This window comes from Bosea sp. Tri-49, assembly GCF_003952665.1.
Classification (GTDB): Bacteria; Pseudomonadota; Alphaproteobacteria; order Rhizobiales; family Beijerinckiaceae; genus Allobosea.
Genome location: NZ_CP017946.1, coordinates 296,742 through 310,492 on the forward strand (window position 1 = coordinate 296,742; position 13,751 = coordinate 310,492).

General features: G+C 66.4%; 14 protein-coding genes. 6 read left to right on the forward strand and 8 right to left on the reverse strand.

Going from position 1 to position 13,751, the window contains the following annotated elements:
• Positions 1-13: 13 nt before the first annotated feature.
• Together BLM15_RS01480 and BLM15_RS01485 are read right to left on the reverse strand one after the other, a co-directional pair.
• Complete coding sequence (locus tag BLM15_RS01480; protein ID WP_126109710.1) at positions 14-961, reverse strand: 50S ribosomal protein L11 methyltransferase; 948 nt, start codon at positions 959-961, stop codon at positions 14-16.
• A gap of 142 nt (positions 962-1,103) precedes the next feature.
• On the reverse strand, positions 1,104-1,859 hold the full coding sequence (locus tag BLM15_RS01485; RefSeq protein WP_126109712.1) for an SDR family oxidoreductase: 756 nt from the start codon (positions 1,857-1,859) through the stop codon (positions 1,104-1,106).
• 124 nt (positions 1,860-1,983) lie between these two features.
• On the opposite strand from BLM15_RS01485, the gene BLM15_RS01490 reads away from it, so the two are divergent.
• Complete coding sequence (locus BLM15_RS01490) at positions 1,984-2,379, forward strand: winged helix-turn-helix transcriptional regulator (protein ID WP_236846670.1); 396 nt, start codon at positions 1,984-1,986, stop codon at positions 2,377-2,379.
• 18 nt (positions 2,380-2,397) lie between these two features.
• On the opposite strand, the gene BLM15_RS01495 is transcribed toward BLM15_RS01490, so the two are convergent.
• From BLM15_RS01495 to BLM15_RS01510, 4 genes are all read right to left on the reverse strand, one after another.
• On the reverse strand, positions 2,398-3,165 hold the full coding sequence (locus BLM15_RS01495) for an SDR family oxidoreductase (protein ID WP_126109715.1): 768 nt from the start codon (positions 3,163-3,165) through the stop codon (positions 2,398-2,400).
• A gap of 5 nt (positions 3,166-3,170) precedes the next feature.
• Positions 3,171-3,593: a GNAT family N-acetyltransferase gene (locus BLM15_RS01500; RefSeq protein ID WP_126109717.1), complete on the reverse strand. Its 423-nt coding sequence runs from the start codon at positions 3,591-3,593 to the stop codon at positions 3,171-3,173.
• Between the two features lie 31 nt (positions 3,594-3,624).
• On the reverse strand, positions 3,625-6,006 hold the full coding sequence (locus tag BLM15_RS01505; protein WP_442859411.1) for an ATP-dependent helicase: 2,382 nt from the start codon (positions 6,004-6,006) through the stop codon (positions 3,625-3,627).
• Positions 6,007-6,126: 120 nt separating this feature from the next.
• Positions 6,127-7,041, reverse strand: coding sequence for an alpha/beta hydrolase (locus BLM15_RS01510; protein ID WP_126109721.1), 915 nt, complete (start codon positions 7,039-7,041; stop codon positions 6,127-6,129).
• Between the two features lie 152 nt (positions 7,042-7,193).
• Here BLM15_RS01510 and BLM15_RS01515 point away from each other — a divergent pair, with 152 nt between their 5' ends.
• Positions 7,194-8,834 (forward strand): acyl-CoA dehydrogenase family protein, encoded by a 1,641-nt coding sequence (locus tag BLM15_RS01515; protein WP_126109723.1) that lies wholly within the window; start codon positions 7,194-7,196, stop codon positions 8,832-8,834.
• A gap of 113 nt (positions 8,835-8,947) precedes the next feature.
• Here the strand turns inward: BLM15_RS01515 and msrB are convergent, their stop codons facing one another.
• A complete protein-coding gene (msrB, locus tag BLM15_RS01520; protein WP_126116006.1) occupies positions 8,948-9,379 on the reverse strand; it encodes a peptide-methionine (R)-S-oxide reductase MsrB in 432 nt (143 codons plus the stop codon).
• A 216-nt stretch (positions 9,380-9,595) separates the two neighbouring features.
• Between msrB and BLM15_RS01525 the strand changes: the two genes are divergently transcribed.
• From BLM15_RS01525 to BLM15_RS01540, 4 genes are all read left to right on the forward strand, one after another.
• Positions 9,596-10,846: a BtaA family protein gene (locus BLM15_RS01525; protein ID WP_126109725.1), complete on the forward strand. Its 1,251-nt coding sequence runs from the start codon at positions 9,596-9,598 to the stop codon at positions 10,844-10,846.
• 98 nt (positions 10,847-10,944) lie between these two features.
• Positions 10,945-11,562: a class I SAM-dependent methyltransferase gene (locus BLM15_RS01530; RefSeq protein WP_126109727.1), complete on the forward strand. Its 618-nt coding sequence runs from the start codon at positions 10,945-10,947 to the stop codon at positions 11,560-11,562.
• 46 nt (positions 11,563-11,608) lie between these two features.
• The gene (locus tag BLM15_RS01535; protein ID WP_126109729.1) at positions 11,609-12,409 is read left to right on the forward strand and encodes a potassium channel family protein; all 801 of its coding nucleotides are present in this window, start codon (positions 11,609-11,611) and stop codon (positions 12,407-12,409) included.
• A gap of 151 nt (positions 12,410-12,560) precedes the next feature.
• Entirely contained in the window at positions 12,561-13,154 is a 594-nt protein-coding gene (locus BLM15_RS01540) for a YdeI/OmpD-associated family protein (RefSeq protein WP_126109731.1), read from the forward strand.
• Between the two features lie 36 nt (positions 13,155-13,190).
• Here BLM15_RS01540 and BLM15_RS01545 read toward each other — a convergent pair whose 3' ends face one another.
• Positions 13,191-13,751: a thioesterase family protein gene (locus BLM15_RS01545; RefSeq protein ID WP_126109733.1), complete on the reverse strand. Its 561-nt coding sequence runs from the start codon at positions 13,749-13,751 to the stop codon at positions 13,191-13,193.

Consider the following 13,751-nt stretch of genomic DNA (forward strand, 5'->3'; position numbering starts at 1 on the left):
CGAAGCGTAGGGCCTAGTAGAGGCGGCGCGGCCTGGCGGCTGCGCCGCCTCTTTTCATGACCAAGGTCGCCCAGCCCTCGCGCGAGGAGCGCTTGGCCAGCGCCAGCCCCTGATGGCGATAGGCCGAGACCACGCCGGCGACGTCCATCTCCAGCAATCCCGACAGGATCACCGTGCCGTCGTTCGACAGGGCGCGAGCGATCGCGGGCGCGAGCTTGCGCAGCGGGCCGGCGAGGATATTGGCGAAGATCAGGTCGAAATGGCGCGGCCGGTTCGCCTTGGCGTGGCGCAGGCCGGGGGCGACATAGAGGTCGAGCGCCTGCGGCGCGTGGTTGATCCGGGCATTGCGAGCCGAGACCTCGACCGCAATCGCGTCGATATCGCCGGCGACGACCTTGCGCTTGACCTGCTTGGCGAGCGCCAGCGCCAGGATGCCGGTGCCGGTGCCGACATCGATGGCGTTTCTCGGCCGGCGCTTCTTCAGTTCGGCATCGAGCGCCAGCAGGCAGCCGGCTGTGGTGCCGTGATGGCCAGTGCCGAAGGCGAGCGCCGCCGCGATCTCGATGGCGACATCGTTGACCTTCACCGCGTCGCGGTCATGCGAGCCATGGACGAGGACGCGGCCGGCGCGGACCGGCTGCAGGCCCTCGAGGCTAGCCGCGACCCAGTCCTTCTGGTTGACGGTGGTGAAGGGCGTGGAATCGATGCTGTCGCCGACGATCGGGCGCAGCATGTCGCGCACTGCGTCCTCGTCCGGGTGGGTCGCGAAATAAATCTCGACCTTCCACGGCGCGTTCAGCGAGAGCGTGGTGACGCCTGTTTCGACCTCGAAGGCGGAGACGGCGGTCTCGGTTGGGTCGAAGACCTCGCCCAAGAGCTCGGTCAAGGCGCGTGCCTTGTCGCCGCTGGTTTCGAGTTCGAGGACGGTCGCGACCGTCGATGGCAGGAGGCCTTCGCGCATGGGCGCGGCTTAGCAGGGTGCTGGCAGCTTGTCATTCGCTTGGCGGGGCCGTCATTGCGAGGAGCGGAGCGACGAAGCAATCCGGGGGCAGAGCTCTATGCCCCTGGATTGCTTCGCTTACGCTCGCAATGACGGCCAGCGTTCAGCCGTGCTGCGCGTTTAGCTGGGCGAAGACCGCGGCGATCTGGCCGTTCTCGGCGGCGAAGCGCAGCGGCTTGCAGCGCTCGACGATGATCTCGCCCGAGGCCGGGGCGCTTTCGAGCAGCGCCATCACCTCGGCGGTAAACTCGGCCAGCGGCATCGCCGTGGGATCGACCGCCTGCTGCGGGCCGAGCAGTTCGGTCTGGACATAAGGAGGTGCGATCTCGATGACCTCGACCGATGTCGCCTTGAGCTGCTCGCGCAGTGCCATCGACCAGGAATGGATCGCCGCCTTGGTGGCGCTGTAGGTCGGCGTCGTCGCCAGCGGCACGAAGGCGAGGCCGGAGGAAACGGTCAGGATCGCCGCGCGCTTCTGCGCCAGCAGATGCGGCAGCAAAGCGGCGGTGAGCCGGATCGGCCCGAGCAGGTTGGTCGTGATGGTCTCCTCGGCCGTGTCGAGGAAATCGCTGGCCGTGACCGCCTCGCTGCGCATGATGCCGGCATTGTGGATGACGACATTGAGCGCCGGGAAGCTCTCGACCGCCTGCCTGGCGAAGGCGGCGACGTCGTCCTTGTCCTGGATGTCGAGCAGGAGCGCCTCCATGCCTGGATTGGCCGAGGTCACCTCGTGAAGCAGAGCCTCGCGCCGGCCGGCGATGACGACCTGGTTGCCGGCCTTGTGGAAGGCCTCGGCCAGCGCCCGGCCGATGCCCGAGCCGCCGCCGGTGATGAGGATGGTGTTGCCGCTGATGTTCATCGCAAATCCCTTTCCTGGTTGCGGTACATCAGCTGGCGTCGATACTCTTCATCGGAAAGAAGGCGCCCGAAAGTTCGATACGCACCAAAAGGAGAGTGTCGCGATGCATGCGATCCGCGAGGCGATGGCGACCATGCACAAGCGCAGCGAGGAGATCCCGCCTGTCTCGAAGGCGGTGGAATCGCTGGTGCGCCAGGTGATCGCGCAGGTCGCCGACAAATGGACGATGCTGGTGCTGGAAGCACTGGAAGAGCACGGCACGCTGCGCTTCACCGAATGCGGGCGGATCGTCGGCGGCATCAGCCAGAAGATGCTGACCAAGACGCTGCGCGAGATGGAGCGCGACGGGCTGGTCATCCGGACCGTCCATCCGGTGATCCCGCCGCATGTCGACTACACGCTGACCGAGCTCGGCCGCGAGCTCAGCGCGGCGTTCTGCGGAGTCTGGACCTGGGCCGAAACCTACTACGCCGAGGTCTCGGCGGCGCGGCGGGCGTTCCGCGAGCGGGAGGAGAGATAGCGCGCTGAAGCGCTGCGTTCAGTCTCCCGCCGCGTGCGGAAACTGTCCGCCGTCATCCGCGTCGAGTGTGATCGACAGGGTGACGTGCCGCGGCCGTGTCAGGGCGAAGATCACGGCTTCGACGACGTCGCGATTGCTGGCGCGGCTGCCTTTGGCCCGTTGCGGGCTCGCCTGCCAGTCGGCGTCGCCCGGCAGCATGTCGTCGAGATAGGGCGGGTGGATCGCGATCGAGCGGATCGGCGTGCCGGCGAGCATCTGGCGGAAGCCGTCGGCGAGCGCCGCCTGCCCATGTTTGGCGGCGTAGAAGGGGACCGAGACGCTCTGCAAGGCGGCATTGGGCAGCCCGCTGATCGAGCCGATGGTGACGATGTCCGGGCAGGCCGAGCGCTTCAGCGCCGGCAGCAGCGCCTGGGTCAGGAGGAAGGTGCCGGTAACAGCCGCATTGACGACGCCGAGCACCTCCTCGGCGGAGTAGGGCTCCGATCGCGCTTCCAGCCACATCGCGCCGTTGTTGATCAGGATGTCGATGCCGCCGACGCTGGTAGCGATGGCCTGGCCGGCTGCTTGGACGCTGGCGGCATCGGCGAGGTCGAGCGCAACGAATGCCGGCTCGATTCCGGTTCGCTCGCGGATCATCGCTGCTGTCGCCGCCAGCCCAGCCGGATTGCGGCCGCAGAGGATTGGGCGGCAGCCAGCTTCGGAGAGGGAGATCGCAAGCGCGGTGCCGAGCCCGCGCCCGGCCCCGGTGATCACCGCCACGCGGCCTGCGAGCGCCCCGGTCGGCATCGCGCTCACAGATCCTTGGTCAGGTAGATGCGGGCGGCGCCGGGCGGCTTGGGGACGACCTCGCCGAGGACCTTCCAGCCGAGGTGTTTGTAGAAGTCCGGGGCCTGGAAGCTGATGGTGAAGAGCACCGCCTTGCTGCAGCCACGCCTCTTGCCCTCATGCTCGGCCATGGCGAGAATCTGGCTGCCGATACCGGAGCCGCGCAGGCTCTGCGGCAGATAGACATAGTCTATGAAGAGAATACCGCGCGAGGTTCGTCCGGAGATGCCCCCAGTGAGGACGCCGGTCTCGGGGTCGCGGACCTTTACCTGGATCGGCTTCTGATCGGTCGCGCCGCCCTGCTCCTCATTGTAGCTCCGCAGGCCTTCCTGGAGCACGGACAGGAAACTCTCGTCACTGCTGTCGGTGACGATGATGTCGGGATGCATGGGTGGTCTCCGGGAATCGCGAGGCCTGAGCCTATCCCGACTTCTGGACGAAGCTATCCAGCACCATCTTCCTGCCGGCCTTGTCGAAATCGACGGTCAGCTTGTTGCCGTCGACGCTCGCCACCGAGCCGGGGCCGAACTTGATGTGGAAGACGCGCGCGCCGGTGTCGAAGGCGGAGGTGCCGGTCGATTTCGCCGTCAGCTCGCCCTCGATCAGCATCGGGCCACGCTGGCGGCTGCCGAAGCCGGTGCCCTGCCCGAAGCCGCGCTGGCCGGCATCGGAGAAACCCGAGCCGCCGCCCGAGTTGGACCTGGCCTTGTTCTCCTGCGCGCGCTGCCAGCCCGGCGTCTGGTAGGAGGAGCCAAAGCTTTCCATGCGCTCGAAGCGTGAGGCACCGTAGCCGCCCTGGCTGTAGGCGGTGGGCGCCTGGACGACCTCGACATGCTCCTCGGGCAGTTCGTCGATGAAGCGCGAGGGCAGGCTCGACTGCCAGAGGCCGTGGATGCGACGGTTCGAGGCGAATAAGAGCTTCAGGCGCTTGCGGGCGCGGGTCAGGCCGACATGGGCGAGGCGGCGTTCCTCCTCGAGGCCCGCGCGGCCGTTCTCGTCGAGGGCGCGCTGGCTCGGGAACAGCCCTTCCTCCCAGCCGGGCAGGAAGACGGTGTCGAACTCCAGCCCCTTGGCGGCGTGCAGCGTCATGATCGAGACACGGGCGCCGCCATCGCCGCTGTCGGCATCCATCACCAGCGAGACGTGCTCGAGGAAGGCCGGCAGATCGGGGAACTCGTCGAGCGAGCGCACCAGTTCCTTCAGGTTCTCGAGCCGGCCGGCGGCGTCGGCCGAACGGTCCTTCTGCCACATCTCGGTGTAACCGCTCTCCTCCAGCACCAGCTCGGCGAGCTCGCCCTGCTGCATGCTTTCGGCGCGTCCCGACCAGCGGGCAAAGGCCTCTACCAGCTCACGTAGGGAGGTGCGGGCCTTGGGCTTCAGTTCGTCGCTTTCGACCACGGCCCTGGCCGACTGCATCAACGAAAAGCCGGTGGCGCGCGCATGGTTGTGCAGGATCTGGATGGTGGCGTCGCCGAGGCCGCGCTTGGGTACGTTGACGATGCGCTCGAAGGCGAGGTCGTCGGTGGGGCTCACCACGCAACGTAGATAAGCCATGGCGTCGCGGATCTCGGCGCGCTCGTAGAAGCGCGGGCCGCCGATCACCCGATAGGGCACTCCGACATGGACGAAGCGCTCCTCGATCTCGCGCATCTGCGCGGAGATGCGGACCAGGATCGCAACTTCGGCGAGGTTCTCGCCCTTCGACTGCATCGCCTCGACCTCATCCGAGATCAGGCGGGCTTCCTCCTGGCTGTCCCAGGCGCCGGTGATCGTGACCTTTTCGCCAGCCTCGTCCTCGGTGCGCAGGGTCTTGCCGAGGCGGCCCTCATTGCGGGCGATCAGCTTGGAGGCGGTGGCGAGGATATGGCCGGTCGAGCGGTAGTTGCGTTCGAGCCGGACCACGGTCGCGCCCGGGAAATCGTGCTCGAAGCGTAGGATGTTGTCGACCTCGGCGCCGCGCCAGCCATAAATCGACTGGTCGTCGTCGCCGACGCAGGCGATGTTGCGCCGGCCCTGGGCGAGCAGGCGCAGCCAGAGATACTGGGCGACGTTGGTGTCCTGGTACTCGTCGACGAGGATGTAGCGGAAGCGCTCGTGATACGTCGCGAGCACGTCCGGATGCTCGCGGAACAGCGTCAGGCAATGCAGCAGGAGATCGCCGAAATCGACGGCGTTCAGCGTCTTCAGCCGGTCCTGATAGGCGGCGTAGAGCTTGCCGCCCTTGCCATTGGCGAAGACCCCGGCCTCGCCCGGCGGCACGTCCTTGGGCGCAAGGCCGCGGTTCTTCCAGCTATCGATGAAGCCAGCGAGCATGCGGCCGGGCCAGCGCTTCTCGTCGATCCCTTCCAACTGGATCACCTGCTTCATCAGCCGGACCTGGTCGTCGGTGTCGAGGATGGTGAAGTCGGAGCGCAGGTCGAGCAGCTCGGCATGGCGGCGCAGCAGCTTGGCCGAGATCGAGTGGAAGGTGCCGAGCCAGGGCATGCCCTCGGCGACCGGCCCGACGAGATGGGCGACGCGCTCCTTCATCTCGCGCGCCGCCTTGTTGGTGAAGGTCACCGAGAGGATTTGCGAGGGAAAGGCGCGGTTTGTCGCGATCAGATGAGCGATGCGGGTGGTGAGGACGCGGGTCTTGCCGGTGCCGGCGCCGGCGAGCACCAGCACGGGGCCGTCGGTGGCCTCGACCGCCAGGCGCTGCTCTGGATTGAGCCCCTGCAGATAGCCGGCCGCCGGCTGTGCCGCCGCGCGCGATGCGAGGCCGCCGGGGCGGGGCAGGGGGGCGGAGGTGGTGTGGTCTGACAAGGGCTTTGCTTGCGTGATCGTGATTCGTTCACGGTCAATATAGGGGCAGGCGACGTGGATTGCTCGCCGTCGCGGGTGGTTTTCCGCGACGGCGAGCGGGTCATCGTAAACCCGGCTGCGTCAACGCGCTGGCAGGAGATATCGAAGCCCCAGGGTGAAGCCGCGCGGGGCGACGGTGAGGTGGTCCTCATCGTTGAGGACCACCGACTTCACGCTCAGGCCCGGATATTTCCGCTCCTTCAGCGCCGTCTCGAAGGCGCGGTTGTCGCCGACCATGTCGGCGGTCTTGTTGAAGCGCGGATCGCCTTTGCGGACGGTCTCGTACTCGCCGACATAGAGAAAGACCCTGGCCGGGAGGTCCTTGCTGCGCGCGGCGTAGCCCGCCTCGATCTCGCGATAATGGTCCTTGGCGAACCAGAAAGACGGGCTGCCGAGGATGTAGCCGCTGAACATGGCGGGCTCGGTGAAGAGGATTTGCGCGCCGAGCAGTGCGCCATAGGAATGGCCGAGGAAGAGATTGCGTGCCGGATCGGTGCGGTAGCGCTGCGTGATGAACGGCTTCACCTGGTCGCGCAGATAGGCCTGGTAGGCCACCGCCTTGCCATGCGTGGTGTCGCCGGCCCCCTTCGGCGTCGGGGTGTAGTCGCGTCGGCGGCTGATCATGCCGTCCTCGCCCTTGGCATAGGATAGGCCGACGAGGATGAACTCCTCGATCTTGGGTCCGTCGAGGTTCAGGCGGCGGTTGATCTGGCGAATGATCGGGAAGGCGTAGTCGGCGTCGGTGACGTAGAGCACGGGATATTTCCGCTGCGGTTCCCTGGCATAGGACGGCGGCAGGGCGACGAAGACCTGATAGCCACGGCGCGCGACCGGGTCCGGCACGTCCCAGACCTCGCTGTCGGCGATCTCATAGGGGCGACCGTCGCTCGGCTGTATCTTCGGAGCGGTTTGGGATTGGGCGTTTGCCGGGCCTGTGGCGAGGCCGAAACCGGCGGCAAGAGCGATGACCAGGGTACTCAGGACACTTCGCAGCACTGTGAAGGCTCTCCATAGCCCGCGCCGGTCGCGGCGCGCGGGGCGAGGTGCGGCGAGAACTCGGGCGGCAATCGGGCAGGTTCGCAATTCCGGGGCGCCGGCATAGTCTGGTGGTTAATGACGGGGCGGTTCGCGGATCAGAAGGGAAGCTCATGGCCCAGGCATCGCACGCCCATCAGGTCACCAATCAGGTACCGCCGCTCCAGGACTACGATGCCTACGCCGCCGATCCCGTACTGAAGGCGGTGATCGCCGCCTTCGATGCAAGCTGGGCCGATGAGCGGCTGCACGAGGCGGGGCGGACGGTCGGGGCGGCCGAGACGATCGAGATGGCGCGCCTCGCCAACCGGCACGGGCCGGAACTGCGCAGCCATGACCGCTTCGGCAACCGGCTCGATGAGATCGAGTTCCACCCGGCCTGGCACGCGCTGATGACCCGCGCCATTGGCCAGGAGACGCATGCGCTCGCCTGGAACCGGCCGGGGCCGGGGGCGCAGGTGGCGCGGGCCGCCCTGCAATATCTCTGGTATGGCTGCGAGAGCGGCATCTGCTGCCCGATCTCGATGACCTACTCGGCCATCCCCGTGCTGAAGCAGGATCGGGCGCTCTGGGCGCAGTGGGGCGCGCTGATCTCCTCGAAGACCTACGACAAGAGACAAGGACCTGTCGCGGGCAAGCTAGGCGCGACCGTCGGCATGGCGATGACCGAGACGCAAGGCGGCTCGGACCTCAGGCAGATCCAGACCATCGCCTATGACAATCGCGACGGCACCTATTCGCTGCATGGGCATAAATGGTTCTTCTCGGTGCCGCATTCCGACCTCTTCCTGACGCTGGCGCGCAATGAGGAGGGCATCTCCTGCTTCGTCGTGCCGGGCTGGCGGCCGGATGGCGAGCGCAACGGCATCGCGATCCAGCGCCTCAAGGACAAATGCGGCAACCGCTCGAACGCCTCCTCCGAGGTCGAGTTCAGGGGCGCGATCGGCCATATGCTCGGCGATCCCGGCAGGGGGCTGCGCACCGGCCTGTCGATGAACCACAATACGCGACTCGACATCGCGGCCGCGTCGGCCGGGCTGATGCGGCAGGCGGTCATGCTCGCCGGCCATCACGCCCAGCACCGTACCGCCTTCCAGCGCCAGCTGATCGACCAGCCGATCATGCAGAACGTCCTCGCCGACCTCGCCATCGAGGCGGAGGCCGCCGCCTGGCTCGCCTTTCGACTGTTCGCCGCGGTCGACCGGCAGGAGCAGTCGGAGAGCGAGAAGCTACTGGCCCGGATCGGCGCGCCATTGGCGAAATACTGGGTGGCGAAGCGCACGCCGGCCGTCGTCGTCGAGGCGCTGGAATGCCATGGTGGCAACGGCTTCATCGAGGAGAACCCGATGGCGCGGCATTATCGCGAGGCGCCGCTCAACTCGGTCTGGGAAGGCTCGGGCAACGTCATCTGCTTGGACGTGCTGCGCTCGCTGGAACGCGAGCCGGGCTCGCTGCAGGCGCTGCGCGCCGAGTTCCATGCGGTTTCAGGGCAGGACCGGCGCTACGATGCGGCGGTGCAAGCGCTGGACAATGACCTGCATGAGCTCATCCGCCATGAGGGCCAGGCGCGTTTGCTGACCGAGCGATTGGCGCTGATGCTGCAAGGTGCCTTGCTGATCCGTCATGCGCCACATGCCGTGGCGGACGCCTTCGTCGCGACACGGCTCGGCGGGCACTGGTCCGGCCATTTCGGCGACCTGCCGCTGGCGGTCGATGCGGCGACGCTGGCAAGAAGGGCGGTGCCGGAGGTTTGAGGCGCTCGAGGCGCAACCGTCATTGCGAGGAGCGGAGCGACGAAGCAATCCAGGGCCGGTAGAACTCTACGTCTCCCTGGATTGCTTCGCTGCGCTCGCAATGACGGGGAGGCTCAGCCTGCTTCCGCCTCGAAATCCATCGCCACGCCGTTGATGCAGTAGCGCAGGCCGGTCGGGGGCGGGCCGTCGGGGAAGACGTGGCCGAGATGGCCGCCGCAATTGGCGCAGTGCACCTCGACCCGGCGCATGCCGAAGCTGTGGTCGACGCTCTCCTCGACCGCGCCTTCCAGCGGCTGGTCAAAGCTCGGCCAGCCGGTGCCGCTCTCGAATTTCTTGTGCGACCGGAACAGCTTCTGGCCGCAGCCGGCACAGGAGAACGTGCCGGCGCGCTTCTCGAAGTTCAGCGCGCAGGAGCCGGCCCGTTCGGTGCCGTGGCCGCGCAGCACCTGATACTGCTCCGGCGTCAGCTTCGCGCGCCACTCGGCATCGCTGAGCTGGAAGGGGAAGTCGCGCTCTGGCTTTTCGGTTTTGGCAAACAGATCCATCAGGCCCATGCGAGGCTCCTTTGCGCTGTCTTGTCGGGATTGTCGCGCGAGATATGGGGATTTGTCTTCCTGATTTCATCCTCGCGCAACGCGGCCTGTTTCACGTTTGCGTTCGGCGGCGACCGGTCTCTTCTCCGAGCCTCTGCCGCGTCACCCAACCGTCACGCGACTCCTCTAGTCGGCTCGCCATCGCAACGGGCGCAGACGAGGGGCCTCGTGACGCAGACGATCCGCGCGGTAAAGCGCACGACCAATCTCGGCCTGACCACCGCCGTTCATCGCAGCAAGCCTCTCTCGCGTGCCGGCCTGCTCGAACGGATGTTCACGCTCGCCTTCTCCGGCCTGGTCTATCCGCAGATCTGGGAGGACCCGGTCGTCGACATGGAGGCGCTCGCGCTGCAGCCCGACGATCATCTCGTCGCCATCGCTTCCGGCTCCTGCAACATCCTCTCCTATCTCACGGCCGATCCGGCGCGGATCAGCGCGATCGACCTCAACGGCGCCCATATCGCGCTCGGGCATCTCAAGCTCGCAGCATTGGCCGAGATCGACGATCACGCGATCTTCCGCCGCTTCTTCGGGCAGGCGCAGTCGAAGGCCAATGTCGAGACCTATGACCGGCTGATCGCGCCGCGGCTCGATGCGGTCAGCCGCGCCTATTGGGAAGGGCGCAACCTCGTGGGCCGACGCCGGATCGAGCTGTTCGCCCGCAATTTCTATCGCTATGGCCTGCTCGGCCGCTTCATCGGCACCGGGCATTTCCTTGGGCGCCGCCTCGGTTGCGATCCCAGGGTCATGCTGCAGGCGAAGACGATGGAGGAGCAGCGGGCGCTGTTCGAGCAGCATCTCGCGCCGGTCTTCGACAAGAGGCTGGTGCGCTGGCTGGTGCGCCAGCCGGCTTCGCTCTACGGGCTCGGCATTCCGCCAGCGCAGTACAAGGCGCTTGCCGCCGATGGTGACGCCGGCATCCGGGGGGTGCTGCGCCACCGGCTGGAGCGGCTCGCCTGCGGCTTTGACCTGAAGACCAACTATTTCGCCTGGCAGGCCTTCGGCCGCGGTTACGGGCCGGAGCCGGATGCGGCGGTGCCGCCCTATCTGGAGCGGGGCAATTTCGAGACAGTGCGAGCGCGCGCTGGTCGCGTGGCCTACCATCAAAGCGCGATCACCGCGTTCCTCGAACAGCAGCCGGCCGAGAGCTGCAACGGTTTCGTGCTGCTCGATGCGCAGGACTGGATGAACGACGCCGAGCTGACGGCTCTGTGGACTCAAGTCACCCGCAGCGCTGCGCCAGGCGCACGCGTGATCTTCCGCACCGCTGCCGATGAGCGCCTGCTGCCCGGCCGGGTGCCGGAGGCGATCCTGTCGCAATGGCATTATGACGAGGCGCGCAGCCGCGAGCTCGGCGCTCGCGACCGCTCCTCGATCTATGGCGCCTTCCATCTCTATGTCCGCAGGACGGCCGCGTGATCGAAGAGCATGGAGCAGGATTCGTGCGAAAAACCGGTTCCCACTTTTTCGCATCCAGCTCGGGCAGCGGGCCAGATGCTGCCGGTCTGATGGACCGGATGTACCGCTTCCAGCGGCACATCTACGACGTAACCCGGAAGTTCTACCTGCTCGGCCGCGACGGGCTGATCGCCGGTTTGAAGCCGCCGCCGGGCGGGGCTGTGCTTGAGATCGGCTGTGGCACCGGGCGCAACCTGATCAAGATCGCCCGGCGCTACCCCCATACGCTTTGCTACGGGCTCGACGTCTCCGAGGAGATGTTGCGCACGGCGCGCGAGCAGGTGGCAAAGGCAGGGCTGTCCGAGCGCATCGTGCTGGCGCAGGCGGATGCGACACATTTCGACCCGCAGGCACTGTTCGGCCGCGCCGGCTTCGAACGGGTGGTGATCTCCTATGCGCTCTCGATGATCCCGCCCTGGCGCGAGGCGCTCGCCGAGGCGGTGCGCGTCGTCGCGCCGGGGGGCTCGCTGCACATCGTCGATTTTGGCGATCAGGCGGATCTGCCCGACCCGTTCAAGGCGGTGCTCAATCGCTGGCTGGCGCTGTTCCATGTCACGCCGCGCAAGGACCTCGACGCCGTGGTGACCGAACTCTGTGCCGAGGCCGGCGTCATCGGCGGCACAACGCGGCTGTTCGGCGGCTATAGCGTGCAGGCCGTGGCGATCAGGCCGGCTTGAGCGCTGGGGCTGGACGCTGCCGCCATCGCGCTGCTACGCCAGCAGGATGAGCGACAGGGCCGACCGCGAAGAGAGCAGCGACGGACGTCCTTCGTTGCGCGATCGGCTTCGGCAGCTCTATCACGGGCGGACTCCGGCGGCGCTGCGCTTCCAGGTCGCGACGCTGATCGTCGATCTCCTGATCATCAGCTTCTTCATCGCGACGCCGCTGCTGCGCGACCTGCCGGAATTCCTCTGGCTCGACTATGCGGTCGCGATCATCGTCGCCGCCGAGATCGCGGCGCGCTTCCTCGCTTCTTCGAACATGCTGCGGCTGCTGCGCCAGCCCACCATGCTGCTCGACCTCTTCATTCTGGCGACGCTGCTGGCGCCGCAATGGCTGGAGAATTTCGGCTTCCTGCGCATCCTGAGGCTTTGGTCGCTGTCGCAGCGCGGGTTGATCTGGGCACAGTTGCGGCAGACGCGTTTCCGCGACTGGGAGGACGTCGCCAAGGCTCTGGTCAACCTCGCGACCTTCCTCTTCGTCGTCAGCGGCTTCGTCTACACCTTCTTCTTCATGAGCCGGCCCGGGCTCGAGGGCTATGTCGAGGCGCTCTATTTCACCGTCGCGACGGTGACGACGACCGGTTTCGGCGACATCACTTTGCCGGGCATCGCCGGCAAGCTGACCTCGATCGTGGTGATGATCATCGGCATCTCGCTGTTCGTGCGGCTGGCGCAGGCCGTCTTCCGGCCGCACAAGGTGACCTTCCCCTGTCCGCAATGCGCGCTGCAGCGCCACGAACCCGATGCGGTGCACTGCAAGGCCTGTGGCCACCTGCTGAAGATACCGGACGACGACGAGTAATTGGCTGGCCTGGGCCCAGCGGCCTCGACGCCGTTCTTGGAAGGCGATCCGACCTATATCCGCCGGAGAGGGAATGCTGACATGAGACAGCCGCTTTGACGCCTAGAGGGGTATTCGGCCTTCCGGTCAGACTGAAAATTTTGGAGCGGTGATGGCGCCTGTGCAGGTCGATCCTGAAAAGGTCCGGGAATTCGAGGATGCCTCGCGCTTCTACGCGTGGCTTGGCGAGCACCATGCCCATGCGGACGAAGTCTGGATCAAGATCCACAAGCTCTCGTCGGGCCTACGATCGATCACGCCCAAGGAAGCGATCGACGTCGTGCTCTGCTGGGGCTGGATCGATGGCATCAAGAAGAGCCTCGACGAGCGCAGCTATCTGCAGCGCTACACGCCGAGGACAGCCAAAAGCATCTGGAGCCAGATCAATGTCGACAATGTCGCCCGCCTGATCACCGAGGGGCGCATGACCAGCCACGGCCTGGTGCAGGCCGATGCAGCCAAGGCCGACGGCCGATGGGCTCGTGCCTATGGCGCCGGCCGGAGCATGAAGATTCCTGACGATCTCCAGGCTGCGATCGATGCCGAGCCTTTGGCGAAGGCGATGCTCTGCAGGCTGAGCGAACAAAATCGCTTTGCGCTCGCCTTCCGCGTCCACAATCTCAAGACGGAAGCCGCCAGACAGAGAAAGATCGCGGCCTTCGTCGAAATGCTCAAGCGTGGAGAGACAATCTACCCGCAGCGCTAGGTTCGTTGGCGGACAGGGCGGGATTGCAGGTCCGGCCTAGTGCCGCGTCTCGGTCTCGTGCTCGGCCTCGGGTGAGCCGAGCGTGATCGCGCTCTTCTCCGGCATGCCGATCATCCGGCCGACCGTGGCCGGGCGCGGCATCTGCGCATGCGCCGCCTTCATGATCGCGAGATTGGCGAGGATGTCGGCGGGGAAAGGCGTGACCTTGCGATTGGTCATGTCGACATGCAGCGACAGGTTCTCGGAGGTCGCGGCGAGCCAGCCTTCGCTGGCATGACGCATTTCGAGATAGTAGTGCAGCCGCTTATCGTCGAAGGCGATGAGTTGCGCGGTGACACGTACGAGGTCGCTGGCCGTCAGCTCGCGCTTGTAGAGCACATGGCATTCGGCCGAGAAGAACGAGGCCTTGCGGGTCTCGACATAGTCCTGGTTCAGGCCGACAAGCGAGAAGACCTCGTCGACCGCGCGGTCGAACAGGACATGGTAATAGGCCATGTTGAGATGGCCGTTATAGTCGATCCATTGCGGCTCGACCCGCATCGGGGACGAGACGAAAGGAGCGAAGAACAGGGCGGTCGTGCGAGTTTTATCCGGCAT

Excerpts from the sequence above, each read along its gene's own strand:
- BLM15_RS01480 (WP_126109710.1), bottom strand. The coding sequence starts at position 961 with ATGCGCGAAGGCCTCCTGCCATCGACGGTCGCGACCGTCCTCGAACTC.
- BLM15_RS01535 (WP_126109729.1), top strand. The coding sequence starts at position 11,609 with ATGAGCGACAGGGCCGACCGCGAAGAGAGCAGCGACGGACGTCCTTCG.
- BLM15_RS01490 (WP_236846670.1), top strand. The coding sequence starts at position 1,984 with ATGGCGACCATGCACAAGCGCAGCGAGGAGATCCCGCCTGTCTCGAAG.
- BLM15_RS01540 (WP_126109731.1), top strand. The coding sequence starts at position 12,561 with ATGGCGCCTGTGCAGGTCGATCCTGAAAAGGTCCGGGAATTCGAGGAT.
- BLM15_RS01545 (WP_126109733.1), bottom strand. The coding sequence starts at position 13,751 with ATGCCGGATAAAACTCGCACGACCGCCCTGTTCTTCGCTCCTTTCGTC.
- BLM15_RS01495 (WP_126109715.1), bottom strand. The coding sequence starts at position 3,165 with ATGCCGACCGGGGCGCTCGCAGGCCGCGTGGCGGTGATCACCGGGGCC.
- BLM15_RS01485 (WP_126109712.1), bottom strand. The coding sequence starts at position 1,859 with ATGAACATCAGCGGCAACACCATCCTCATCACCGGCGGCGGCTCGGGC.
- BLM15_RS01500 (WP_126109717.1), bottom strand. The coding sequence starts at position 3,593 with ATGCATCCCGACATCATCGTCACCGACAGCAGTGACGAGAGTTTCCTG.
- BLM15_RS01530 (WP_126109727.1), top strand. The coding sequence starts at position 10,945 with ATGTACCGCTTCCAGCGGCACATCTACGACGTAACCCGGAAGTTCTAC.
- msrB (WP_126116006.1), bottom strand. The coding sequence starts at position 9,379 with ATGGATCTGTTTGCCAAAACCGAAAAGCCAGAGCGCGACTTCCCCTTC.
- BLM15_RS01515 (WP_126109723.1), top strand. The coding sequence starts at position 7,194 with ATGGCCCAGGCATCGCACGCCCATCAGGTCACCAATCAGGTACCGCCG.